Source organism: Streptomyces sp. NPDC049541 (genome assembly GCF_044465725.1).
GTDB lineage: Bacteria > Actinomycetota > Actinomycetes > Streptomycetales > Streptomycetaceae > Streptomyces.
Genome location: NZ_JBITLY010000002.1, coordinates 856,741 through 877,579, shown reverse-complemented (window position 1 = coordinate 877,579; position 20,839 = coordinate 856,741). Strand labels below are relative to the sequence as shown.

Genomic DNA, 20,839 nt, shown 5'->3' with positions numbered 1-20,839 from the left:
ATGGGCATCGGCGTCACGCCGGTCACGCCCCCTGCTGCATCCTCCGCGCGATCCGCCCATGGTCCCGCAGCGCCTCCGTCAGCCCCGGCAGCACCGGTTCACCCCGGTCGACGAGGATCCGGCCGCCGACCACCGTCGTCCAGGCGCGGGCCGGACCGCAGCGCAGCCAGGCCTCGACGGGGTCGCTCAACGCGCCCGCCAGGGCCACCTCGTGGAGGTCCCAGACGACCAGGTCCGCGCAGGCACCCGGGCGCAGATGGCCCAACTCGTCGGCGCGGCCGAGGCATTGGGCCGAGCCGCGGGTAGCGATGTCGAGGGCGTCGCGGGCGGTCATCGCGCCGGGCCCGCCGCGGTAGCGTCCCAGCAGCAGGGCGCCGCGCGTCTCCATCCAGAGGGAGGCGTGGTCCGTGGAGGCGGAGCCGTCGCAGCCGATGCCGACGGGGAGGCCGAGTTCGCGCATCTCCTTGACTCGCGCGGTGCCGCCGCCGATGAGCATGTTGGAGCTGGGGCAGTGCGCGACGCCGACGCCCGCTGCCGCGAGCCGGCCGAGCTCGTCGTCGTCGGGGTAGATGCAGTGGGCGACCCAGGTGCGGTCGCTCATCCAGCCGCAGTCCTCGAAGTGCTCCACGGGCCGGCAGCCGTAGGTCTCCAGGCAGTAGGTGTCCTCGTCGCGGTCCTCGGCGAGGTGGGTGTGCAGGCGCACGTCGTGCCGCTCGGCGAGTTCGGCGGTCGCCGTCATGACCTCCTTCGTCACCGAGAACGGCGAGCAGGGCGCGAGCGCGACCCGGATCAGGGCGCCCGGCGTCGGGTCGTGGTGGGCCTTGATCAGCCGTTCGCTGTCGGCGAGCACCTCGTCGACGGTCTGGGTGACGCTCCTGGGCGGCAGTCCGCCGTCCTCGACGGAGCGGGTCATGGAGCCGCGGGTCGCGTGGAAGCGGAAGCCGATGTCGCGGGCGGCGCGGACCTCGGCATCCACGAGGTACGGGCGGGGGTGGACGTACAGGTGGTCGGAGGAGGTGGTGCAGCCCCCCATCAGCAGTTCGGCCATGCCGACGTACGCCGACACATAGGCGGCCTCTTCGTCGAGGGCCGACCAGAGCGGGTACAGGGTGGTCAGCCACTCGAAGAGGGTGCCGCTCACGGCGGGGGCGTAGGCGCGCGTGAGGTTCTGGTAGATGTGATGGTGCGTGTTGATCAGTCCGGGAGTGACCAGCCGTCCGGCCGCGGAGACGGTCGTACGTGCCTCGGGCTCGGTCCCGGCCGTGCCCACGGCGGTGACCCGACCATTGCTGACGGCCACCCAGCCGCCGGGGATCTCGCTCTCCCCGTCGACCACCAGCAGGACGGCGTCCTTGACCAGCAGATCCACAGCTGACGTCATGGCGCCCATCGTAGACAGGCACGGCCGGAAAGACCTGGCGAGTCGTCCGACGACCCACGTACGGTGTGATCATCCGCAGAGTCCTTTCGTAACTGTCCCTTCGCAAAGGCGGTCCTACATGGCCCTGTTCGACCTCCCCCTCGACGAGCTCCGCGACCACCGCAGCGAGTCCGTCGAGCCAGAGGACTTCGACGCGTTCTGGTCCAAGACCCTGCAGGAGGCCCGCGAGCACGATCTGGACGCCCGTTTCGAACCGGTCGACACCGGCCTGACGACGGTCCAGGTGTACGACGTGACGTTCGCGGGGTTCGGCGGGCACCCGGTGAAGGGCTGGCTGACGCTGCCCGCCGGGGCCCAGGAGCCGATACCGCTGGTCGTGGAGTTCCTCGGCTACGGCGGCGGGCGCGGGCTGTCGCACGAGCACCTGCTGTGGGCGTCCACGGGCCGGGCGCACTTCGTGATGGACACGCGCGGGCAGGGCAGTGGCTGGGGCGGGGGCGGCGACACCGCGGACCCGGTGGGCGGCGCGCCCGCCTACCCCGGCTTCATGACCCGCGGCATCGACGCGCCCGAGAACTACTACTACCGGCGGGTGTTCACGGACGCGGTGCGTGCCGTCGAGGCGGCCCGCTCACACCCCCTCACCGACGCCTCCCGCACGGTCGCCCTCGGCGGCAGCCAGGGCGGCGGCATCACGATCGCCGTGGGCGGTCTGGTCCCGGACCTGGCCGCGATCGCCCCGGACGTGCCGTTCCTGTGCGACTTCCCGCGCGCGGCGACGATGACCGACCGGCACCCGTACCGTGAGATCGGCCTGTTCCTCAAGACCCACCGGGGCCGCACCGCGGACGCCCTGCGCACCCTGTCCTACTTCGACGGCGTCCACTTCGCCTCCCGCGGCCGCGCCCCCGCCCTGTTCTCGGTGGCCCTGGAGGACCAGACCTGCCCTCCGTCCACCGTCTTCGCCGCGTTCAACGCCTGGGCGCACGAGGACAAGGCGATCGAGGTGTACGACTTCAACGACCACGAGGGCGGCGGGCCGTTCCAGGAGGCGGCCAAGCTGAAGTGGCTGCGGTCGTACGTGTGAGGAGCGAGCGGCATGGACACGCGTGAGGCTGCCGAACGCTTCGTAGGGGTCTGGGAGCGGGCGTGGGCCGCGCACGACGTGGACGCGCTCCTCGATCTGTATGCCGAGGACTGCGTCCACCGCTCGATGCCGTTCCGCGAGCCGCACCGGGGGCGGGGCGAGCTGGCCGGATATCTGCGGTGGTCGTTCAGCCAGGAGCGGGTGACGGATGTGCGGTTCTCGCCGCCGGTCGTGGGCCAGGACGGGGTGGCGGTGGCCGAGTTCCGTGTGCTGGCCGAGGAGGACGGCGTCGCCTCGACCCTCGCGGGCTGTGTGTTCGTCCGGTTCGACGGGGCGGGTCTGGCCGTCGAGACGCGGGACTACTGGCATACGACCGAGGGTCACCGGGAGCCCGCCGGGAAGCTGTTCCTCCTCTGACCTTCCCTCCAGTCCGACCAGTCGGTACGTTCAGGTTGCCCGGGCGGCAGCGTCGCGGCCCGGGTTTCCGGCGGACGACGGAGGACCCATGGCGGAGCACGAGCCCGAGGTGCACGGTTACTGCGACGAGCGGTTCGCGGCGGTACGGACGGCGCTGGAGGAGAACTTCCGGGAGCGGGCGGAGCTCGGCGCCGCGGTCGCCGTCACCGTCGGCGGCAGGACCGTCGTGGATCTGTGGGGCGGCTGGGCCGATGCGGCGCGCACCCGGCCCTGGGAGCGCGACACGCTGGTCAATGTGTGGTCGACGACCAAGGGCCCGACCGCGCTGTGCGCGCACATCCTCGCCGACCGGGGGCTGCTGGACTTCGACGCGCCGGTGGCCGCGTACTGGCCCGAGTTCGCCGCGGCCGGCAAGGACAAGGTCCTCGTACGGCATCTGCTGTCGCACCGGGCAGGACTGTCCGGGCCGCGTGAACCGCACTCGCTGGAGGAGCTGTACGACTGGGGGTTGACCACGCAGCGGCTCGCGGCGACGGAACCCTGGTGGGAGCCGGGCACTCGGTCCGGGTACCACGCGCTCACCTACGGCTTCCTGGTCGGTGAGGTCGTACGCCGCGTCTCGGGGCTGCTGCCGGGGGCCTTTCTGGAGCGGGAGGTGACCGGGCCGCTGGGGATCGACTTCACCGTCGGGCTGCCGGAGAAGGAGGCCGGGCGGGCCGCCGAGCTGGTGCATCCGCCGGCCGCGTCCAGCAGCGAACAGACGGCGATCTTCAGCCAGTTGGGTCCGGAGGCGCTCGCCGCGCTGGCCAATCCGCTGGTGGGTGCGGGCGAGGCCAACACTCCCGAGTGGCGGGCCGCGGAGATCCCGGCCGCGAACGGGCACGGGACGGCGCGGGCGGTCGCCGCGCTGTACGGGATCTTCGCGGGCCGGGGCGCGTACGACGGCCACCGCATCCTGTCCCCCGAGGCCGTCGAGCGGGTGCGCGAGGGGCAGGGCAGCTGCCTGGACCTGGTGCTCGGCGCCGGGCTCGGGCATGAGACGGAGATCGGCCTCGGCCTGTGGCTGAGCGGTGCGAACGGCTCGTACGGGCCGAACCCGCGGGCTTTCGGACATGACGGCTTCGGCGGTTCCTGCGGGCTGGCCGACCCCGAGGCGGGGGTGGCGGTGGGGTATGTGATGAACCGGATGGGGCCTCATATCGCGGACGACCCACGGAAGATGGCCCTGATCGAGGCCGTGTACCGGGCGCTGTGAGCGGCGCTCGGCGCGGACCGGTTTCGGCCGAACCACCGGGCCGGTCTTCCCTGGTGGTTTAGACCAATGCTAGATCTGGTGGCGCAATGAGCCCGCACGGCTACGTTCCGTCACCAACAGGAGGCGCGGCATGGCCCGCACCACCCCGCACGACCCTCCCCTCGCCGAAGGCGATCGCCGAGGGGACCCGCTGTACTGGCGCGTCGCGACAAAGCTGCTCGGCGAGTTGCGCGACGGCACCGTCCCGCCCGGTGAACGGCTGCCGGGCGAGCGGCAGCTGGCCGGGCACTTCGGCGTCAGCAGGGAGACCGTCCGGCAGGCACTGGAGGTGCTGCGCCGGGACGGCCTGGTCGCCACCGACCGGCGGGGCAGCCACGCCGTCCTGCCCGGCCTGCCGGTGGAGACGGCATCCTCGCTGACCTTCCCGGTCGGCGCCCGGGTCGCGGACCCGTGTGCCGTCGACCGGGCTACGGTCACCTGGGAGACGCCTCCGCCCGAGCACGCCGAGGCCCTTGGGCTCGCCCCGCGCACGCAAACGCTCGTGCATCGCTACGAGTCCGCCGGCGCCGACGGCCGCGGCCGCCGCGCGGCGGTGACCTCGTTCTCCGCGGTGGCCCTCGCCGAGGTCGAGGAACTGGCCCGCTACCGTGACCGTGCCGACGGCACCGCCTCGGCCCAACTGCGCCGCGCCTACGACTGGATGCGCAGGGCGGGCCTGACCCTGCACCACCGGGACTCCATCAGCCCGCTCGCGGACGCGCCCTCGGTGCGGGTCAGACGACGCGTGCACGACCAGTACGCGCGGCCGTTGGAGATCACCGACCTGGTGGTGGACGCCCAACCGGACGCCCTGGTCTACGAGTTCACGCTGCCCGCCGCGGGGTGAGCGGGCCCCGGGTATGCCTGGCGGACGAAGCCGGTCACGGTCCTTCTCCGGACTGCGCTTCCGGTGCGATGGGCAGGCCCGGCACCCGGTCCCAGCCGGTCACCCGCATCACGCGCTGGACGTGCGGGGCGACGCCGGACAGTTCGAGGGTGCCGCCCGCCGCGTACAGGGCGAGCGCCGTGAACACCAGCAGGCGCCGTGCGCCGACGTCGATGAAGCGCAGTTCGTGCAGGTCGAGATGGATGCGGGCGCCGTCCGCCGCGCGGGTCCGGGCGCGGGCCGTCTCGGAGTGCAGGGCGCGGGCGACGGCCGTGACAGCGCCGCCTATGTGTGGCTGGCCGAGGAGCGCCGACTGCCGGTGCCCGCGCTGCCGTTGACGGGGGCCCGTCTGGCCCTGCGGGGCGAGTCGGCGCGGTCGGCGGTGCTGTACGGCAGTGTCCGGCAGGCTCCGGCCGGGGACGGCGGCGCCGAGTTCTTCCAGCTGCTGACGCCGGCCGTCCAGGCGTATCTGCTGGCGAGCCAGGCCGCCTTCGAGCGGTGCGCGGCGGTCGCCGAGCGGCTGCGTGCCGAGTGCGCCAAGCGCGGGGAGCTGTGGATGCGGGCCCGGGGCGACTTCTTCCTCTCGCTCGCGGGGATCGGTCTCGGCCATCCGGACGAGGCGGTGCTGTCGGCGCGCGAGGCGCTGACCGCCAAGTGGCGGGTGCACGACCGGATCGGCGCGGCGGCGGTCGCCGACCTGCTGGTGGTCGCGCAGGCCTCGCGCGGCGAGGAGGAACCCGCCGCCCGCCTCCTGGGCATCAGCCGGAGCCTGTGGCACGCGGCGGGCCTGCCGCAGCTCGGCAGGCCCGACCGGACGGTCTTCCACCGCGAGTACGAGCGCCGGCTGCGGGCCTCGCTGGGGGACGTCCGGTTCGGCGAAGCGGTGCGTGAGGGGCGGGAGCTGGGGCCGGACGCGGCGATCGCACTGGCGCTGGGCGGCGTCGCCGACCCGAACGGCCCGTGACCGCTCTCCCCCGCCCTGGTCAGGAACGGACGGCAACGACCATCCGCACGCGCGGGCTGCCGTCGCCGCGCCGCCCGAACTCCGGCAGCTCCTGAAGACCCACGCGGAACCCGGCCCACTCCAGCTCCCGCCGCACGTCCCCGAGCCGGAAGGCGCGGTAGTACATGACGAACGGCGGCCGCCACAGGGCGTTGCGCACCCGCATGACCGCGTCGAAGCCGAGCAGCATCCAGAACGCCGGGGAGGTGGGCCTCGGTGGGGCCAGGACTGGGAAGGCGAAGCTGCCGCCGGGCCGCAGCACGGTGTGGACCTGGGCGAACAGCCCCGGCAGTTCCTTGGGCAGGAAGTGTCCGAACGCCCCGAAGCTGACCACCAGGTCGAAGGCACCCGGAGCGAACGGGAGCGTGCGGGCGTCCCCCCGCACCCAGGACACCGCGGGCCCGGCCGGCCGTACGCCCTGCCGGGCCACGGCGAGCATGCCCGCGCTGAAGTCGACCCCCGTGACGCTCCGCCGGCACACCCGCGCCAGCACATCGACTCCTGCCCCGGTGCCGCAGCACAGATCGAGCCCCGCGTCGAAGGGCCCCGTCCGCGCCAGCGCCGAGGCGACGGCGTCGAGCACCGTGTCGGGGGTCCGGAAGGGGGTGCGGTCGAACTTCGGGGCGAGCAGGTCGTAGCCGTGCTCGACGGACGAGAGCGCCTGGACGGCGAGCTCGCGCAGACTGGGGCCTTCGGGGCTGAACATCGGCGTCAGCTTAGGGGAACGGGCGCTGGACACGCCCCCCGCAGCTGATTACTCTCATCAGCACCTACTCAACTAGTTCACTATGAGGTGATCGGATGCGTGCGTTCCGCGAGGCGGTCGAGGCCGGCGACATGGACGCCGTCGAGGCACTGCTGGCGGAGGACGTCGTCTTCACCAGCCCGGTGGTGTTCAAGCCGTACCCGGGCAAGGCGATCACCGCGGCGATCCTGCGCGCGGTCTCGCAGGTCTTCGAGGACTTCCGCTACGAGCGCGAGCTCGCCGGGGCCGACGGCCGCGACCACGCGCTGGTGTTCGCGGCACGGGTGGGCGACCGCGAGCTGAGCGGCTGCGACTTCATCCACCTCGACGAGGCGGGCCTGATCGACGAACTGACCGTCATGGTGCGCCCGCTGTCCGCCGCGCAGGCTCTGGCCGCGGCCATGGGCGCCCAGTTCGACCGGATCGAGAAGGAGGCGCAGGCGCGGGCCTGACGGCTCAGCCGGTCTTGAAGAGCAGCTTGGGGTGGTTCGGTTCCCTCCTGAAGGCCTTCAGCGCGTGGTAGACAACCTTCTCGATCAGCCAGAAGAGGAGGAGCCAGACGCTGATCACGACAGCCGGCACTGCCAGGAACACCGCGGCCGGTACGGCGACCAGGAGCCATCCCGCGGCTCTCTTCAAGACCGCGGGCGAGCGGACCGCCCGCCACACTCCGCCTCCTTTCACGACCTCCCACATGCCACCCGCGCGGACTCCGGCCCACATCACCCAGCGACGGAGCAGCGCCACGTCGAGTTCCCTCATCGAGACGCGGAAGATCCTGTCGGCTTCGGCGCGCTGCACCGACGCGTCCCTGCACAGAGAGTCGTGCAGGATGGCCGAGCGGGTGTACACGCCGTAGCGCGGAAACAGCCAGACGAAGGCACGCGGCACTGACGCGAAGTCCGTCTTGAGCAGGGCGGGAACCGGAATGGGACCGGTCGTGCCCCCGTGTTCGAGATGCTCCGGGTTCGTGTAGCAGAACTCGCGCCGGAGCTCCCACAGTTTTCCGGCCACCGTCGCCTTGACCACCACATCACCGGTGAAGGGATCCGCGCGATCCATGCTGCCCGCCTTCCTCGGATCGAGTCCCGCACCGGAGATATAGCCGCAAATCCACCGCGGCAAGCACCGAGGTCGGGCGACGGTCAGCGCGACCGCACCGGCGTACGACTTCCTGGCGGTGAAGGCCGTCTCGGTGCCGTCGACGGTCATCGCCAGCGACTTGCCGCGCGGCGCCGGCGAGGGTGTCGGTGAGCCGGCCGCGCGGAGTCAGCGAAGGCCGGCGGTCAGCGTGTCGGCGGGCAGCGAAGGCGACGGCCAGTCGGGCTCGGAGCGCCAGTGCCGCCAGCCCGCCGCGGCCGCGAAGGGACCCGTTCTCTCCTCGACCATCGCCGTGGCTTCCTCACGGGCCTTCTCGACCGCCCGGTGGTCGGCCTCGGTCACGACGCCCAGGCGGCGGCCCTGGGCGTACTCGTCCTCGTCCTTCCAGCTCCACTGTGCCAGGTCGGGTGCGATGACCAGGTCCAGGAGGAGGTCGAAGGTGTCGAAGCCGATGGCTGTGCGGCGCATCGGCTGCTGGAAGTTGATGTACCAGTGCGCCAGTCGGTGGCCGTCGGACAGGTCGTAGAAGGCGTGCACGCTGAACCAGCCACGGGGTGGGACCCACTGCAGATGGGCCGTGCTCCGCCACGTCCAGCGGTCGAGTTGCCAGTGTCCGTCGGCCAGGTTCGGCAGTGCGCGGGCCCGTGCGCTCTCGTCGCCCGTCAGCAGCCACTCGATCCAGGTCGTCGACGCCAGGAGCTCCGCTCCGGGCCGTCCGGCCAGGACGAGTGCTTCGGGGCCGTCATCGACGACGCGCAGGGCGTGTGCGCTCCACACCTTGCCGCGGAACACATCCCGTCGAACTGCGGTCTCCCCCGGCCTCAACGCCCCCATGGCCCACCTCCCGACACCACAACGCCTCGCACGGCTGCGAAGGTTCCACGGGGAGACGATCATGAGCGCACGCGGCGCCTCGTGGCCGCCCCGGCGGCCGGTACGGGCTGCGGCTCCCGTCCCCGCGGCCTGCGCAGCAGCACCAGCGCGCAGGCCAGACCGGTCGCCGCAAGTGCGACACATGCCGTGAACGCCGACCGGTAGCCCTCGGTCAGGGCCGCGAGCCGTTCCGGGCCACCGCTGTGGGAGAGGGCGACGGAGGTGACGACGGCGACGCCGAAAGCCCCACCGATCTGGAAGGCCGCGGTGTTGATGCCGGAGGCCACCCCGGATTCCCGCTCCCCCACACCGGTCAGGGCGGCGACGGAACCGGCCACCGCGCAGGCGCCCAGACCAGGTCCGAAAAGCAGCAGGCCGGGGAGGAGGTCGCGGACGAAGGCGCCGTCCACCGGGACTCGGGCCAGCAGCAGGCTGCCCGCGCCGACCAGGGCGAGTCCGCCGACCGCGACCGGTCGGGCGCCCATGCGGGTGACCAGGGCCTGCCCTGCGTAGGAACCGACGACGGCGCCGGCCGGCATCACCACATTGGCGAGGCCGAACTCCAGCGGCGAGTAGCCGAGGACGCCCTGCCCGTACTGGGACAGCGTGTACGACATCCCGAAGGCGGCGGCGCCGAGCAGGAAGACGACCAGATTGCCGCCGCTGACCGTCCGCGCACGCAGCAGGCGCAGGGGGACCAGGGGTGCCGTGGACCGGGCCTCGATACGGAGGAAGAGCGCGGCGAGCAGCACGGCCGCGGCCAGCAGGACCGTCGTGCGGGCCGACAGCCATCCGGCGCGGGGCGCCTCGACGACTGCGTACACACAGGCGACGAGCGCGGCGGTGGCGGTGAGTGCCCCGGCGGGGTCGAAGGAGAGGGGGCGCGCAACGGTACGGCTCTCGCGCAGGAGCAGAGGGCTCAGGGTCAGCAGGAGCAGCGCGACGGGGACGTTGAGGAAGAAGACCCATTCCCAGCCGAGTACGTCGGTGAGGGGCCCGCCGATCAGCAGCGCGGCGGTGGCGCCGAAGCCGCCGCTGCCGGACCAGATGGCGAGCGCCTTGTTGCGGTCGTGGCCCTCCTCGAAGGTGTCCACCAGCAGGGAGAGCGCGCTGGGCGCCATGACGGCGGCCGACACGCCCTGCACGGCGCGTGCCGCGATCAGCACTCCGGCGCTCCAGGCGCATCCGCACAGCAGTGAGGACAACCCGAACAGCAACGTTCCGGTCATGAAGACGCGGCGGCGGCCCAGCAGGTCGGCGGTGCGGCCGCCGAGGAGCAGCAGCCCGCCGAAGGTGAGCAGATAGGCGCTCATCACCCACTGGGCCCCGTCCGCGGACAGGCCGAGGCCGCGGGTGATCGACGGCAGGGCGAGCAGGACGATCTGCGCGTCGAGGATCACCATGAACCCGGCTACGCAGAGCAGGGCGAGCGCGTACCAGCGGCGGGCGTTGTCGACGATCATGGTCAGCCTCCCAGCCGGAGGGCTGCCAGCCAGACATCGGGTGTGCCGGGGGTGCCGGCGGTCGGGCGCGCCGGCCGCAGCGAGGCGAGGAGCCGGCGAAGCCTGCTGGGGCGAGGGGCGTGAGTGGTCATCGGGGTCTCCGGTGTGATGGGGTTGTCTTCACCCCACCGACGAACGGCTGCTACGTGGATCGACACTCCGCGAGCCGCTTCTCCAGAAACCTCCGCTCGGCTTCGTTCTCCACCAGCTCCACCGCCCGCTCGTACGCCTCGGCGGCTTCCGTCGTACGTCCGCTGCGGCGCAGCAGGTCGGCGCGGGTGGCGGGCAGCAGGTGGTAGCCGGCCAGGTCGCCTTCGTGTTCCAGTTCGGCGACCAGGGCGAGGCCCGCGTCGGGGCCCTCGGACATGCCGACGGCCACGGCCCGGTTGAGGCGGACCACCGCGGAGGGCACGAAGCGGGCCAACTCGCCGTACAGTCCGGCGATATCGGCCCAGTCGGTGGCGTCGGCCGTGGTGGCGGTGGTGTGGCAGGCGGCGATGGCGGCCTGGATCTGGTAGGGGCCGGGGCTGCCACGGCGCAGTGCCGTCTCCAGCAGGGCGGTGCCCTCGTCGATCTCGGCGCGGTCCCAGGCGCTGCGGTCCTGGTTCTCCAGGGTCACCAGCTCCCCGGCCGCGTCCACCCGCGTGTGCCTGCGGGCGTCGTGCAGCAGCAGGAGGGCGAGCAGGCCGAGCGTCTCGGGCTCGTCGGGCATCAGGCGGGCCAGCACGCGCGCGAGGCGGATCGCCTCCGCGCACAGGTCCGTACGCACGAGGTCACCGCCGGTGGTGGCCGCGTACCCCTCGTTGAACAGCAGGTAGAGCACGCCGAGCACGCCCGTGGTGCGTTCGGGCAGGAGGTGCGCGGGCGGCACCCGGTAGGGGATGCCGGCGTTGCGGATCTTCTTCTTGGCGCGCACCAGACGCTGCGCCATGGTCGCCTCGGGGACCAGGAAGGCGCGGGCGATCTCCCCAGTGGTCAGTCCCGCCAGGGTGCGCAGGGTCAGGGCGACCCGCGCCTCGATGGCCAGCGCGGGATGGCAGCAGGTGAAGATCAGCCGCAGCCGGTCGTCCTGGACACCGCTGTCCTCGCCGTCGTAGTCCGGGTCGTACGGTCCCTCGTCGCGCGCCAGCACGGCCGCCTCCCGCAGTTTCGCCGCCCCCACCGCCTCCCGGCGCAGCACGTCGAGGGCGCGGTTGCGGGCGGTCGTGGTCAGCCAGGCCCCGGGGCGGCGCGGTACTCCGTCGCGCCGCCACCGGTCCAGGGCCTGGGCGAAGGCGTCCTGCGCGCACTCCTCGGCGAGGTCCCAGTCGCCGGTCACCCGGATCAGGGTGGCGACGACCTGGCCCCACTCCTCACGGAAGGCGGCGGCGACGGCCTCCTCGGCTTCGGGCATGTTCATTCCCGTACCGGCCGCACCTCGACGGTGGCGCCGCCGAGGGCGGTGGAGTGCCGCGCGGCGAGGGCGATGGCCTCGTCGAGGTCGTCGGCCTCCACGAGGTCCACGCCCGCGATGTACTCCTCGGTGCGGGCGAACGGCCCGTCGCCGAGGAGGACTTCGTCACCGGCGACGCGCACGGTGGTGGCGTCGGCGGGCGGCTGCAGGCGGGCGGTGACCCGTGTGGGGGTGGGCTCCTCCTCGTCCGCGGGGGCGCAGACGAACAGCACGTACTTCACGGCCTGTCCTTCGCCGGGCGGGCTTCGGGGGCGGGCGAGACGTGCTGGTGGGTGATCAGCCAGCGCAGGCCCGCGTTGCGGTAGCCGGTGGTCACGCGCAGCACGTCGTCCACGGGGGTGCCGTCCGTGCGGGTGGCCCGGGTCCGCACGAGGGCGTGGGCGAACGCGATGCTCTCGTCCACGTGGATGCGCATTTCCAGGACCTCGCGGGTGACGGGCCCGGTGACGGTGGCGAACTCGTCCTCCAGCGCCTTGCGGAAGGCGTCCAGGCCCTGTTGCTGCCCGCCGTCGGCGAGGTGGAAGATCTCGACGTCGGGCGCGTAGCAGGCCAGCATCCGTTCCACGTCGCGCTCGCGGGCCGCCTCGGTCAGCTCGGCGTCGAGCCGACGGACCGACGTCTCCTCGTCCTCCTCGTCCCACATCGGCCAGAACGGGCGTACCTCCATGGCGCCGATGGTGGCCACCGGGTGCCTGGCGGCGGCCTCCACGGCCTCCTCCAGGCTGTCGCACTCCAGGACGTCGAACCCGGCGACGTACTCCTTGGTCTCCGCGAACGGGCCGTCGGTGCGCAGCACCTCACCATCGCGCACCCGCACGGTGACCGCCTCGGAGGGCAGGGCCAGCCGGTGGCCGTGCAGCCGGACGCTGCGGTCGCCGAGCTCCTCCACCCAGGGTTCGACGGGTGCCATGCCCGAGGCGTCGGCGGTGTCGTCGCCACAGACGAGCAGCATGTACTTCATGGGTCCTCCCGGTCGTCATGAGCTTCCTACACCCCACCGACGAACGGGGGCCGCCGCAATCGACACCCCGGAGGAACCGTCCCCTGGACGGGCTCACTCGGGGGCGTCGACCTCCCGTACGAGTTCGATCGCCCGGCCCAGGGTGGCGAGCCGGTCGTCCAGGGTCTGCCCGGCCGGATACAGACGTACGGTGTTCACGCCCGCCGCCCGCCACACCCGCAGCCGTGCGCGCACCATGGGCTCGGTGCCGATCAGTGTCGTGCCGAGCACCATCTCATCGGTGATCAGGCCGGCCGCACCGTCCCGGTCGCCGGCCTGCCACCGCTCGCGCACCTCGGCGGCCGTCTCCGCCCAGCCCTGGCGGCTGTAGGCGCGGTTGTAGAAGTTGGTCGACGCCGAGCCCATGCCGCCGAGGCTGAAGGCCAGTTCCTTCTTGCGGCCCGCCACCATCGCGCCCAGTGCCTCCTCGTCGGGGGCGAAGGCGACCTCGGCGCCCTGGCAGACGTCCAGGTCGCTGCGGCTGCGGCCGCCGAGGGCCAGGCCTTCGTCGAGGTGGGCGAAGTACGCCTCCGCGGCGCCCTCGGGCACGAAGCTGGTGCCGAGCCAGCCGTCGGCGATCTCGCCGGTCAGCCGCAGCATGGCCGGGGACAGGGCGGCGAGGTAGAGGGGGATGTCGTGTTCGGCCCGCGTGGACAGCCGCATGGGGACAGTGTCGCCTCCGGGCAGTGGGATGGTGAACTCCCTCCCGGAGTAGGAGAGTTTGCCGCCGTCGAGCACTCGGCGCACGATCTCCACGGTCTCCCGGACCCGGGACAGCGGCCGGGCGAACGGGACGCCGTGCAGCCCTTCCATCACCTGCGGGCCGGATGCCCCGAGGCCCAGCAGGAAGCGTCCGCCGGAGAGGTTGGACAGCGTGATCGCGGTCTGCGCGACGGCGACCGGGGTGCGGGTGCCCACCTGTATGACGCCGGATCCCAGCAGCATCCGGTCGGTGAGGGCCGCGTAGTAGCCGAGGGCGGAAGGCGCGTCGGAACCCCATGCCTCGGCCACCCAGCAGATGTCGAGGCCGAGCTTCTCGGCCTCGACGACGAAGTCGGCCTGCTGCGACCAGCGTTCACCGCCGGAGGCCTCGATCGTGGTCGCGGTACGCATCAGTGGGCCTCCGCCAGCTTCTTGATGTGCTCCAGGGTGACGGTCATGTTGTGCTCGAACTCCCGCATCCGCACGAACACGATCTTCTGTTCCTTCTCCGGCATCCGGTCGATCGCCACGGACAGGCCGGAGCGGCCGGGTCCCAGCTGCATCCACTGCGACAGCTCGGTGCCGCCGTCTCCCGCGTGCAGCCGGAAGCGCCAGATCGCGGAGGGCTCGGCGGGGTCCTGCACCGCCCAGGCGAAGACGTGCTCCGGCTCGTACTCGATGACGTACGAGGTGGTGGCCCACTCGCCGAACGCCGGGTGCTTGCTGCGGCCGAGGAAGCGGGCGCCGACCGCCGGCCCGGTGGCGCCGTCGAGCCATTCGACCGACTGGAGTTCGTCGCTCAGGCTCGGCATCAGCGCGATGTCGGCGACCAGTGCCCACACCCGCTCCGGCGGGGCGCCGATCCAGGTGCGGACCTCGACGGTGGGTTTGTCCGTGTAGTGCGCGCCGGTCCACTTCACACCGGTCAGCCTCCTCGCCGTTAAGGGGTCTGACCATCAGAGTTGCTTTATAGGACTTGGGATGTCAAGGGGGCCCGGGGTGGCCCGGCGGCACCTCCGGCGCCGTCAGGCCGCACCGAACCGGCGCTGGATGTCGGGCCGTTGCCGCAGCCGTTCGGGGTAGCCGGGACCCATCCGCATGGAGGTGTCCTCGGCCCGCAGCGGCTGCCGGCACTCGGCGCAGACCACCTCCGCCTCGGTGTCGTGGCCGCACGCGTCGTGATGGAAGACGACCGGGGCGCCCGCCTCCTCCGCAAGCCAGCGGTCGCCCCACCGGGACAGCGCGGCGAGCACGCCGAAGAAGTCCCGTCCCTTTTCGGTCAACACATAGTCGTGCCGTACGGGTTCGTCCTGGTAGGGCCGCTTGTCGAGCAGACCTTCGTCCACGAGAAGGCGCAGCCGGTCGGCCAGCGTGTTGCGGGCGATGCCCAGTCCCTTCTGGAATTCGTCGAAACGGCGGACCCCGTAGAAGGCCTCGCGCAGCACGAGGGGCGTCCACGCGTCACCCACCAGGTCCACGGCTCTGGCTATCGAGCACGGCCAGTTCGAGAACGACGTCCGCTTCATGCACTCACGATAGCCAGTCTCACGATGAGACCCACTCTTCCGGCCATCAACTTCACTGCTTTCCTTAAGCATTGACGGCGGCAGCGGACCCTGTCATGGTCTGGACCAGCTGCAAGGCTGCCACGATCCGTCCAACCAGGAGCTGCCATGGGCAAGTTGACCCCCCTCATGAAGGCCGTCGTCGGTGCTCTCGGCGCGCTGACACTCGTCGTGGCGATCCCGGCGAGTGCCCACGCGAACGTCCTGCAGTTGCTGCCGCAGAACGCCGACGGCCTGGAGCAGTCCTTCTCCCCGGCGTACGACTACGACGGCGACGGCTGCTACGCCACCGCCGCCATCGGCGCCGACGGCACCATCAACCCCGGCCTGAAGCCGGGAGGCGACGTCAACGGCCACTGTCACGACCTGGCCCAGCTGGCCAACGCCAACACCTACTCGCGGGAGAAGTGCAACAACGGCTGGTGCGCCGTGATGTACGCCAGCTACTTCGAGAAGGACCAGGCCACCCTGGGACCGGCCGCCATCGGACACCGGCACGACTGGGAGCACGTGGTCGTGTGGATCAGTGACAACGAGGTCCAGTACGTGTCGGTGTCGCAGCACAGCGGCTATCAGGTGGCGGCCCGCTCGTCGGTGCGCTTCGACGGCACCCACCCGAAGATCGTCTACCACAAGGACGGCGTCTCGACGCACTGCTTCCGCTTCGCCGACAACCACGACGAGCCGCCGGAGAACGTCACCGGCGGCTGGTTCTACCCCCGTCTGATCGGCTGGAACGGCTATCCCGACGGCTTCCGCGACAAGCTCCTGAGCGCGGACTTCGGAGCCGCCACCATCAAGATCAAGGACGGTGACTTCCCCTACGCCCTGGCCCGTTCGATGCCCGCCGGAATCCCGTTCGACCCCAATGCCTGAGCGGAACGGGCGCCGGCAGCAGCGGGATCAGCTGCTGGAACGCGAACGGCATGCCTCCCCTGTGCCCGCTCGGATGCACCACGGAGCCGAGGCGGATGGACACGCAGTAGGCGGCGCCGATGAACCGAACATGCCGGCCGTGCCCGACGGCCGCCGAAGTGCGGGGGAGGCAGCGTAGGCAGAGGCATTAGCCGGAACGAGAAACAGGTAAGTGAAGGGCCATCGGGGGTTCGGACGGCTGGTGTGCGGGACGGACCGAACTCACTCGATGTCGAGGATCGCCTTCCCTCGCAGACTGCGGCTGCCGAGCGCCTCCACGGCATCCGCGATCTTGTCCCAGGGGCCGCGCCAGCCCACCGGCACGCGCAGTTTCCCGGCGGCGACCAGGGTCAGCAGCCGCCCCAACTGGGCCTGCCGGTCGGTGAGTCCGCCGCCGTTGTAGACCGACACGATCGCCTTGGGTGCCGGGCTGCCCAGCGTCGACCCGACGGGCAGCACGGCCTCCCGCCCCGACGCCCAGCCGATGCTCTGTACGCTGCCGCCGGACGCCAACAGGCCGTAGGCGGCGGCCAGTTGGTGACCGCCCACGGTGTCGACGACCACGTCGAGCGGGCCGTTCACCTCAGCGACCTCGCCCACCACCTCGTCCGCCCCGAGTTCGGCGACCCACCGCCGTCCGTCCTCGGACCCAGCCACCGCCACGACATGCGCCCCGCCGAGCCGCGCGAGCTGTACCGCGAAACCGCCCACCCCGCCGGAGGCCCCGGTCACCAGCACCCGGCGGCCCAGCAGCGCCCCCGCCTGGTCGAGCGCCCGCAGCGCGGTGCCCGCGGCGACCGGCAGCGCGGCGGCCTCGCCGAGGCCGACGCCGTCCGGAACGACGGCGACATCGGCCACGTCCATGGTCCGCAGCGCCCCGAATCCGCCGCCCTCCGCGAAGCCCACGACCCGGCTGCCCTGCGCCGGCCCGGTGCCGTCCGCCGCGGCGCCCACGACGACGCCGGCCGCATCGAATCCGATCACCTCGCCCGGCGCCGCCTGCTGCGCGAACCACAGCTCGGCCGCGTTCAGCGAGGTGTGCCGGACCTCGACGAGCACCTGGCCCGGCGCGGGCCGGGGATCAGGGGCCTCCCCCAGGCGCAGTCGTCCGGGTGCCTCGGGGTCCACGATCAGTGCGCGCATGACTTGCCCTTCTCGTCGTCGGACACTCGTCCCACGCCAACTGTGACCGATCCGGAGTTCTTCCCTCTGCGCCGGGCGGCAACCGACCGCATCTCGTCGAGTTGCGCCGGATGCGTGGAATAAGCGAAGCCGTCAACGCGTTGGCCGGTGCAGAAGAGCAGTTTGGCGCCGTACATGCTGTGGTACGGTCCTGACAGCACTTGTGTACGCCCCCCTTGAGGGCGCCGGTGTCAGTTTCTCTTCAGTTCGCCGCATCGCCCGCCGCTCCCGGTCGGCGCACCGGCTTTCCAGCACCGCCTCGCGACCGGCACGGCCGTGCCGTACCCGAGGTGCTGTTCCTGCCGCCGAAGGCGCTTGGTCCGCCTCCGTTCCGCGGCCTCCCACCCCTTCCTTCCGCATGTCTCATGCCATCCGTCCTCGAAAGGACCGACCACCATGACCACCACTCTCGAACACCCCCCTGTCAAGCAGGAGCCCACGACCCAGCAGGCCACTGGTGTCCTCGACATCGACGCGGGCGGCAAGGGGCACCTGCGTGCCGCGAGCCTGCTGGCCTCGCCCTCCGACGTCTCGGTCTCCCCCACACTGATCCGCCGTCACGGGCTGCGCAAGGGCGATCTCGTCGAAGGCGTACGCGACGGCCGGCGCGCCCTGACCGAGGTCGTACGGGTCGACGGGCGCACGCCCGACGAACTGCGCGGCCGCCGCCACTTCCGCGACCTCACACCGCTGCACCCGCGCGACCGGCTGCGCCTGGAACACCCGGCGGCCGGCCTCACCGGGCGCGTCGCCGACCTGATCGCACCCGTCGGCAAGGGCCAGCGCGGCCTGCTCGTGGCCCCGCCCAAAACCGGCAAGACCGTGCTGCTGCAGCAGATCGCGGCCGCCGTCGCCGGCAACCACCCCGAGTGCCGCCTGATGGTGGTGCTGCTCGACGAGCGCCCCGAGGAAGTCACCGACATGCGGCGCTCCGTGCGCGGCGAGGTGTACGCCTCGACCTTCGACCGGCCGGCCAAGCAGCACATCGCCCTGGCCGAACTCGTCATCGAGCGGGCCAAGCGGCTCGTCGAGACCGGCGAGGACGTCGTCATCCTGCTGGACTCACTGACCCGGCTGTGCCGGGCCCACAACAACGCGGCCGCCTCCGGTGGCCGCACGCTGAGCGGCGGCGTCGACGCGACCGCGCTGCTCGGACCCAAGCGGTTCTTCGGCGCCGCCCGGCTGGCCGAGGAGGGCGGCTCGCTCACGATCCTCGCCACCGCGCTGGTCGAGACCGGCTCCCGCGCCGACGACTACTTCTTCGAGGAGCTCAAGAGCACCGGCAACATGGAGCTCCGCCTCAGCCGCGACCTCGCCGCCCGGCGCGTCTTCCCGGCCGTCGACATCATCCCGTCCGGCACCCGCCGCGAGGAACTCCTGCTGCCTGCCGCAGAGTTGACCGCCGTACGCGGCCTGCGCCGCGTCCTGCAGTCCCGCGACGGCCAGGCCGGCCTCGAAACCCTCCTGGAGCGCATGCGGGACACCCCCGACAACGCGACGTTCCTGCGCCGCATCCAGCCGACGCTGCCGGCCGACTGACCCGGCACCGGGAGACGACGAAGGGCAGCTTGCCGGGTGCGGCCCGTCCGCCTGCCGGAACCCCACCCCGGGGAGGAAACTCTCCCCCTTTGCTGCGGGGCGTTCGGTCTCAGGCTGGGCCGCATGACCGAGCACACTCCTCGAGAAGCACCGTTCGGAGCTGCGGCCGTGTGCTCGAGAGCCTCGCCCACGTCCTCCACCTGGACGCCGACGAGCGGGGCCACCTCTTCCAGCTCGCGGGCAAGACCACCGTCCGCGCCCGCCGCCTCGGCAGACAGCAGGTCCCCTCCGGTCATCGAGTCCTCCCGCATCCTGGCGTCGTGGGCCGCCGACCAGGACCTGTCACCCACCTCGGCCCTCGGCTGAGCACCCGCTTCGGCACTCGGCGACATCTGCTCAGTCGAGGACCGCGGTGGCTTCGATCTCGACCAGATGCTCGGGGACGTCCAGGGCCGCCACGCCGATCAGCGTGGTCGGCGGCGTCGGAGTGACCCCCAGCTTCTCGGCCGCCCGGGTCACTCCCTCAAGGAGCGGGGACATCTTGTCGGCGGTCCAGTCGACGACGTAGAAGGTCAGTTTCGCCACCTCGTCGAAGGATCCCCCGGCCTCGGCCAGCGCGGCGGCGATGTTGAGGTAGCACTGCTCGACCTGCGCGGCGAGGTCGCCCTCACCGACCGTGACGCCGTCGGCGTCCCAGGCGACCTGCCCGGCGATGAAGACCAGCTTCGAACCGGAGGCGACCGCCACCTGCCGGTAGACGTCGATCTTCGGCAGTCCGTCCGGGTTCTTCAGGGTGATGGCCATGGTGTCCTCCTCCATGTGCGGGCTCTTCGAGCCCATGCGTGTCAGACCAGTCCGTGGTCTCTTGCGGTTACTCAGGAACCGTAGGAGAGTGTGCGTTGACATGGAAGAACGCACTTTTCAGTGACTGGGGAACCAGATGGTGACCAAGCAGCTCAGCGGCTTGCCCGAGGATGCCGACCTGCGCCGTGCCGACTCCCTGGGGCGGGAGATCTTCTCCGACGTCGCCAACAAGTGGGCACTGCTGATCATCGAGGCTCTGGGGGACGGCACCCTGCGCTTCAGTGAGCTGCGCGGCCGGGTCGAGGGCATCAGCCACAAGATGCTCACCCAGAACCTGCGCATGCTGGAGCGCAACGGTCTGGCCGAGCGGACCGTGCACCCCACGGTCCCGCCCCGCGTCGAGTACACCCTCACCGAGGCGGGCCACGCGCTGCGGGCGACGGTCGACGGGATGTGCGAATGGACCTACCGGTACTTCGAGCACATCGAGTCGGCGCGGCGGCGGTTCGAAGCCTGACGAGCCCGGGCTGCCGCTCTTTCAGGCTCCGGCGCCGCCGTCGACCGGGAGGATCGCGCCGGTCACGTACGAGGCGCGGTCGCTGAGCAGCCATGCGGCCGCCTCGGCGATCTGCCGTGGTTCGGCCATCCGGCCGAGCGGGATGCTCGCGGTGATCTGCTCGACGATGCCCGGAGTCGCCGCTTCCCAGGTGTCGATCATCTCGGTGGAGGTGCCGCCGGGGGTGATGCCGTTGACCCGAATGCGGTCACCGGCCCAGTTGACCGCCGCGGTCTCGGTGAGGCTGTTGAGCGCGCGCTTCATGGCGCCGTAGGCAGGCAGCGCGGGGTTCGCGCGGCGACTGCCGATGCTGGAGGTGTTGACGATCGCCCCGCCGCCGCTCCGCCGCATGAGGGCGGCCTCGGCCGTCATGGCGGTCCAGTGCGCGCGGAAGTTCACGGCGAACTGCTCGTCGATGTCCTCGTCGCTGGTGGTGTCGACCGGGCCGACCTGCTGCTGGATGACCGCGCCGTTGTTGAAGGCGCCGTCCAGCCGGCCGTGCAGCTTCTCGACGTGGTCGACGGCGGCGCGGATGCTCGCGCGGTCGGCGAGATCCAGCGGGACGGCGTCGGCGGCGCCCCCTTCGGCGCGGATGTCGGCGACGATCGCGTCCAGGGCACCGGTGCTGCGGGCGGCGAGCACGACGGCGGCGCCCTCGGAGGCGAAGAGCCGGGCCGCGGCCGCGCCGATACCGCGGCTGGCGCCGGTGATGAGGACGACCTTGCCGGTGAGCAGGCCCACGGTGGCGATGTCAGTGTCAGTGGTGTTCGTCATGACAGCAGCGTCGGCCAGGCTGCCGGGCCGGATACAGGCACAGCCAGTACCAGGATCCGC

The 20,839-nt window shown here is 71.9% G+C and carries 24 protein-coding genes; 9 read left to right on the top strand and 15 right to left on the bottom strand.

Annotation, left to right across the window (positions count from 1 at the left end; all coding sequences use genetic code 11):
* Positions 1–22 precede the first annotated feature (22 nt).
* Entirely contained in the window at positions 23–1,381 is a 1,359-nt protein-coding gene (locus tag ACIBW9_RS11110) for an 8-oxoguanine deaminase (RefSeq protein WP_398953511.1), read from the bottom strand.
* A 118-nt stretch (positions 1,382–1,499) separates the two neighbouring features.
* On the opposite strand from ACIBW9_RS11110, the gene ACIBW9_RS11105 reads away from it, so the two are divergent.
* The 4 genes from ACIBW9_RS11105 to ACIBW9_RS11090 all read left to right on the top strand — a co-directional run bounded on the left by ACIBW9_RS11105 (position 1,500) and on the right by ACIBW9_RS11090 (position 5,026).
* A complete protein-coding gene (locus tag ACIBW9_RS11105; protein ID WP_398953509.1) occupies positions 1,500–2,468 on the top strand; it encodes an acetylxylan esterase in 969 nt (322 codons plus the stop codon).
* A gap of 12 nt (positions 2,469–2,480) precedes the next feature.
* Positions 2,481–2,885 (top strand): nuclear transport factor 2 family protein, encoded by a 405-nt coding sequence (locus tag ACIBW9_RS11100; RefSeq protein WP_398953508.1) that lies wholly within the window; start codon positions 2,481–2,483, stop codon positions 2,883–2,885.
* An 88-nt stretch (positions 2,886–2,973) separates the two neighbouring features.
* Entirely contained in the window at positions 2,974–4,140 is a 1,167-nt protein-coding gene (locus ACIBW9_RS11095; RefSeq protein WP_398953507.1) for a serine hydrolase domain-containing protein, read from the top strand.
* Positions 4,141–4,270: 130 nt separating this feature from the next.
* Complete coding sequence (locus ACIBW9_RS11090) at positions 4,271–5,026, top strand: GntR family transcriptional regulator (RefSeq protein WP_398953505.1); 756 nt, start codon at positions 4,271–4,273, stop codon at positions 5,024–5,026.
* A gap of 34 nt (positions 5,027–5,060) precedes the next feature.
* Here the strand turns inward: ACIBW9_RS11090 and ACIBW9_RS11085 are convergent, their stop codons facing one another.
* The gene (locus ACIBW9_RS11085) at positions 5,061–5,321 is read right to left on the bottom strand and encodes an STAS domain-containing protein (RefSeq protein WP_398953986.1); all 261 of its coding nucleotides are present in this window, start codon (positions 5,319–5,321) and stop codon (positions 5,061–5,063) included.
* Between ACIBW9_RS11085 and ACIBW9_RS11080 the strand changes: the two genes are divergently transcribed.
* On the top strand, positions 5,253–6,029 hold the full coding sequence (locus tag ACIBW9_RS11080; protein WP_398954013.1) for a hypothetical protein: 777 nt from the start codon (positions 5,253–5,255) through the stop codon (positions 6,027–6,029). The genes ACIBW9_RS11085 and ACIBW9_RS11080 overlap by 69 nt on opposite strands.
* 19 nt (positions 6,030–6,048) lie before the next feature.
* On the opposite strand, the gene ACIBW9_RS11075 is transcribed toward ACIBW9_RS11080, so the two are convergent.
* Positions 6,049–6,774, bottom strand: coding sequence for a methyltransferase domain-containing protein (locus tag ACIBW9_RS11075; protein WP_398953503.1), 726 nt, complete (start codon positions 6,772–6,774; stop codon positions 6,049–6,051).
* A 95-nt stretch (positions 6,775–6,869) separates the two neighbouring features.
* Between ACIBW9_RS11075 and ACIBW9_RS11070 the strand changes: the two genes are divergently transcribed.
* Positions 6,870–7,265, top strand: a complete 396-nt coding sequence (locus ACIBW9_RS11070) for a nuclear transport factor 2 family protein (RefSeq protein ID WP_389073421.1) — start codon at positions 6,870–6,872, stop codon at positions 7,263–7,265.
* Positions 7,266–7,269: 4 nt separating this feature from the next.
* Here ACIBW9_RS11070 and ACIBW9_RS11065 read toward each other — a convergent pair whose 3' ends face one another.
* The 9 genes from ACIBW9_RS11065 to ACIBW9_RS11025 form a co-directional block, all read right to left on the bottom strand.
* A complete protein-coding gene (locus tag ACIBW9_RS11065) occupies positions 7,270–7,875 on the bottom strand; it encodes a DUF1353 domain-containing protein (protein WP_398953501.1) in 606 nt (201 codons plus the stop codon).
* 207 nt (positions 7,876–8,082) lie between these two features.
* Positions 8,083–8,748, bottom strand: coding sequence for a DUF402 domain-containing protein (locus ACIBW9_RS11060; protein ID WP_398953499.1), 666 nt, complete (start codon positions 8,746–8,748; stop codon positions 8,083–8,085).
* A gap of 59 nt (positions 8,749–8,807) precedes the next feature.
* The gene (locus ACIBW9_RS11055) at positions 8,808–10,250 is read right to left on the bottom strand and encodes an MFS transporter (protein ID WP_398953497.1); all 1,443 of its coding nucleotides are present in this window, start codon (positions 10,248–10,250) and stop codon (positions 8,808–8,810) included.
* Between the two features lie 181 nt (positions 10,251–10,431).
* On the bottom strand, positions 10,432–11,688 hold the full coding sequence (locus ACIBW9_RS11050) for an RNA polymerase sigma factor (protein WP_398953496.1): 1,257 nt from the start codon (positions 11,686–11,688) through the stop codon (positions 10,432–10,434).
* The gene (locus tag ACIBW9_RS11045; protein WP_398953494.1) at positions 11,685–11,963 is read right to left on the bottom strand and encodes a YciI family protein; all 279 of its coding nucleotides are present in this window, start codon (positions 11,961–11,963) and stop codon (positions 11,685–11,687) included. The genes ACIBW9_RS11050 and ACIBW9_RS11045 overlap by 4 nt, the downstream gene beginning before the upstream one ends.
* Entirely contained in the window at positions 11,960–12,703 is a 744-nt protein-coding gene (locus tag ACIBW9_RS11040) for an SgcJ/EcaC family oxidoreductase (protein WP_398953492.1), read from the bottom strand. The genes ACIBW9_RS11045 and ACIBW9_RS11040 overlap by 4 nt, the downstream gene beginning before the upstream one ends.
* A gap of 93 nt (positions 12,704–12,796) precedes the next feature.
* Entirely contained in the window at positions 12,797–13,855 is a 1,059-nt protein-coding gene (locus ACIBW9_RS11035) for an LLM class flavin-dependent oxidoreductase (protein WP_398953490.1), read from the bottom strand.
* A complete protein-coding gene (locus ACIBW9_RS11030; protein ID WP_398953488.1) occupies positions 13,855–14,364 on the bottom strand; it encodes an SRPBCC family protein in 510 nt (169 codons plus the stop codon). Before ACIBW9_RS11030 ends, ACIBW9_RS11035 begins: the two co-directional genes overlap by 1 nt.
* Positions 14,365–14,469: 105 nt before the next feature.
* Positions 14,470–14,970, bottom strand: a complete 501-nt coding sequence (locus ACIBW9_RS11025; protein WP_398953486.1) for a winged helix-turn-helix transcriptional regulator — start codon at positions 14,968–14,970, stop codon at positions 14,470–14,472.
* 147 nt (positions 14,971–15,117) lie between these two features.
* Here ACIBW9_RS11025 and ACIBW9_RS11020 point away from each other — a divergent pair, with 147 nt between their 5' ends.
* Positions 15,118–15,885, top strand: a complete 768-nt coding sequence (locus ACIBW9_RS11020) for an NPP1 family protein (RefSeq protein ID WP_398953484.1) — start codon at positions 15,118–15,120, stop codon at positions 15,883–15,885.
* A 261-nt stretch (positions 15,886–16,146) separates the two neighbouring features.
* On the opposite strand, the gene ACIBW9_RS11015 is transcribed toward ACIBW9_RS11020, so the two are convergent.
* On the bottom strand, positions 16,147–17,067 hold the full coding sequence (locus tag ACIBW9_RS11015) for a zinc-binding dehydrogenase (RefSeq protein WP_398953482.1): 921 nt from the start codon (positions 17,065–17,067) through the stop codon (positions 16,147–16,149).
* Between the two features lie 435 nt (positions 17,068–17,502).
* Between ACIBW9_RS11015 and rho the strand changes: the two genes are divergently transcribed.
* Complete coding sequence (gene rho, locus ACIBW9_RS11010) at positions 17,503–18,645, top strand: transcription termination factor Rho (RefSeq protein ID WP_398953480.1); 1,143 nt, start codon at positions 17,503–17,505, stop codon at positions 18,643–18,645.
* A 396-nt stretch (positions 18,646–19,041) separates the two neighbouring features.
* Here rho and ACIBW9_RS11005 read toward each other — a convergent pair whose 3' ends face one another.
* Positions 19,042–19,449, bottom strand: a complete 408-nt coding sequence (locus ACIBW9_RS11005; protein WP_398953478.1) for a RidA family protein — start codon at positions 19,447–19,449, stop codon at positions 19,042–19,044.
* Between the two features lie 136 nt (positions 19,450–19,585).
* Here ACIBW9_RS11005 and ACIBW9_RS11000 point away from each other — a divergent pair, with 136 nt between their 5' ends.
* Complete coding sequence (locus ACIBW9_RS11000) at positions 19,586–19,966, top strand: winged helix-turn-helix transcriptional regulator (protein ID WP_398953476.1); 381 nt, start codon at positions 19,586–19,588, stop codon at positions 19,964–19,966.
* Between the two features lie 21 nt (positions 19,967–19,987).
* On the opposite strand, the gene ACIBW9_RS10995 is transcribed toward ACIBW9_RS11000, so the two are convergent.
* Entirely contained in the window at positions 19,988–20,779 is a 792-nt protein-coding gene (locus ACIBW9_RS10995; RefSeq protein WP_398953474.1) for an SDR family NAD(P)-dependent oxidoreductase, read from the bottom strand.
* Positions 20,780–20,839 lie beyond the last annotated feature (60 nt).

Coding starts and splice junctions, on each gene's coding strand:
- ACIBW9_RS11055 (WP_398953497.1), bottom strand. CDS start 10,250: ATGATCGTCGACAACGCCCGCCGCTGGTACGCGCTCGCCCTGCTCTGC.
- ACIBW9_RS11040 (WP_398953492.1), bottom strand. CDS start 12,703: ATGAAGTACATGCTGCTCGTCTGTGGCGACGACACCGCCGACGCCTCG.
- ACIBW9_RS11105 (WP_398953509.1), top strand. CDS start 1,500: ATGGCCCTGTTCGACCTCCCCCTCGACGAGCTCCGCGACCACCGCAGC.
- ACIBW9_RS11020 (WP_398953484.1), top strand. CDS start 15,118: ATGGGCAAGTTGACCCCCCTCATGAAGGCCGTCGTCGGTGCTCTCGGC.
- ACIBW9_RS11050 (WP_398953496.1), bottom strand. CDS start 11,688: ATGAACATGCCCGAAGCCGAGGAGGCCGTCGCCGCCGCCTTCCGTGAG.
- ACIBW9_RS11110 (WP_398953511.1), bottom strand. CDS start 1,381: ATGACGTCAGCTGTGGATCTGCTGGTCAAGGACGCCGTCCTGCTGGTG.
- ACIBW9_RS11005 (WP_398953478.1), bottom strand. CDS start 19,449: ATGGCCATCACCCTGAAGAACCCGGACGGACTGCCGAAGATCGACGTC.
- ACIBW9_RS11015 (WP_398953482.1), bottom strand. CDS start 17,067: ATGCGCGCACTGATCGTGGACCCCGAGGCACCCGGACGACTGCGCCTG.
- rho (WP_398953480.1), top strand. CDS start 17,503: ATGACCACCACTCTCGAACACCCCCCTGTCAAGCAGGAGCCCACGACC.
- ACIBW9_RS11075 (WP_398953503.1), bottom strand. CDS start 6,774: ATGTTCAGCCCCGAAGGCCCCAGTCTGCGCGAGCTCGCCGTCCAGGCG.
- ACIBW9_RS11100 (WP_398953508.1), top strand. CDS start 2,481: ATGGACACGCGTGAGGCTGCCGAACGCTTCGTAGGGGTCTGGGAGCGG.
- ACIBW9_RS11000 (WP_398953476.1), top strand. CDS start 19,586: ATGGTGACCAAGCAGCTCAGCGGCTTGCCCGAGGATGCCGACCTGCGC.
- ACIBW9_RS11035 (WP_398953490.1), bottom strand. CDS start 13,855: ATGCGTACCGCGACCACGATCGAGGCCTCCGGCGGTGAACGCTGGTCG.
- ACIBW9_RS11060 (WP_398953499.1), bottom strand. CDS start 8,748: ATGGGGGCGTTGAGGCCGGGGGAGACCGCAGTTCGACGGGATGTGTTC.
- ACIBW9_RS11095 (WP_398953507.1), top strand. CDS start 2,974: ATGGCGGAGCACGAGCCCGAGGTGCACGGTTACTGCGACGAGCGGTTC.
- ACIBW9_RS10995 (WP_398953474.1), bottom strand. CDS start 20,779: ATGACGAACACCACTGACACTGACATCGCCACCGTGGGCCTGCTCACC.
- ACIBW9_RS11065 (WP_398953501.1), bottom strand. CDS start 7,875: ATGGATCGCGCGGATCCCTTCACCGGTGATGTGGTGGTCAAGGCGACG.
- ACIBW9_RS11025 (WP_398953486.1), bottom strand. CDS start 14,970: ATGAAGCGGACGTCGTTCTCGAACTGGCCGTGCTCGATAGCCAGAGCC.
- ACIBW9_RS11070 (WP_389073421.1), top strand. CDS start 6,870: ATGCGTGCGTTCCGCGAGGCGGTCGAGGCCGGCGACATGGACGCCGTC.
- ACIBW9_RS11090 (WP_398953505.1), top strand. CDS start 4,271: ATGGCCCGCACCACCCCGCACGACCCTCCCCTCGCCGAAGGCGATCGC.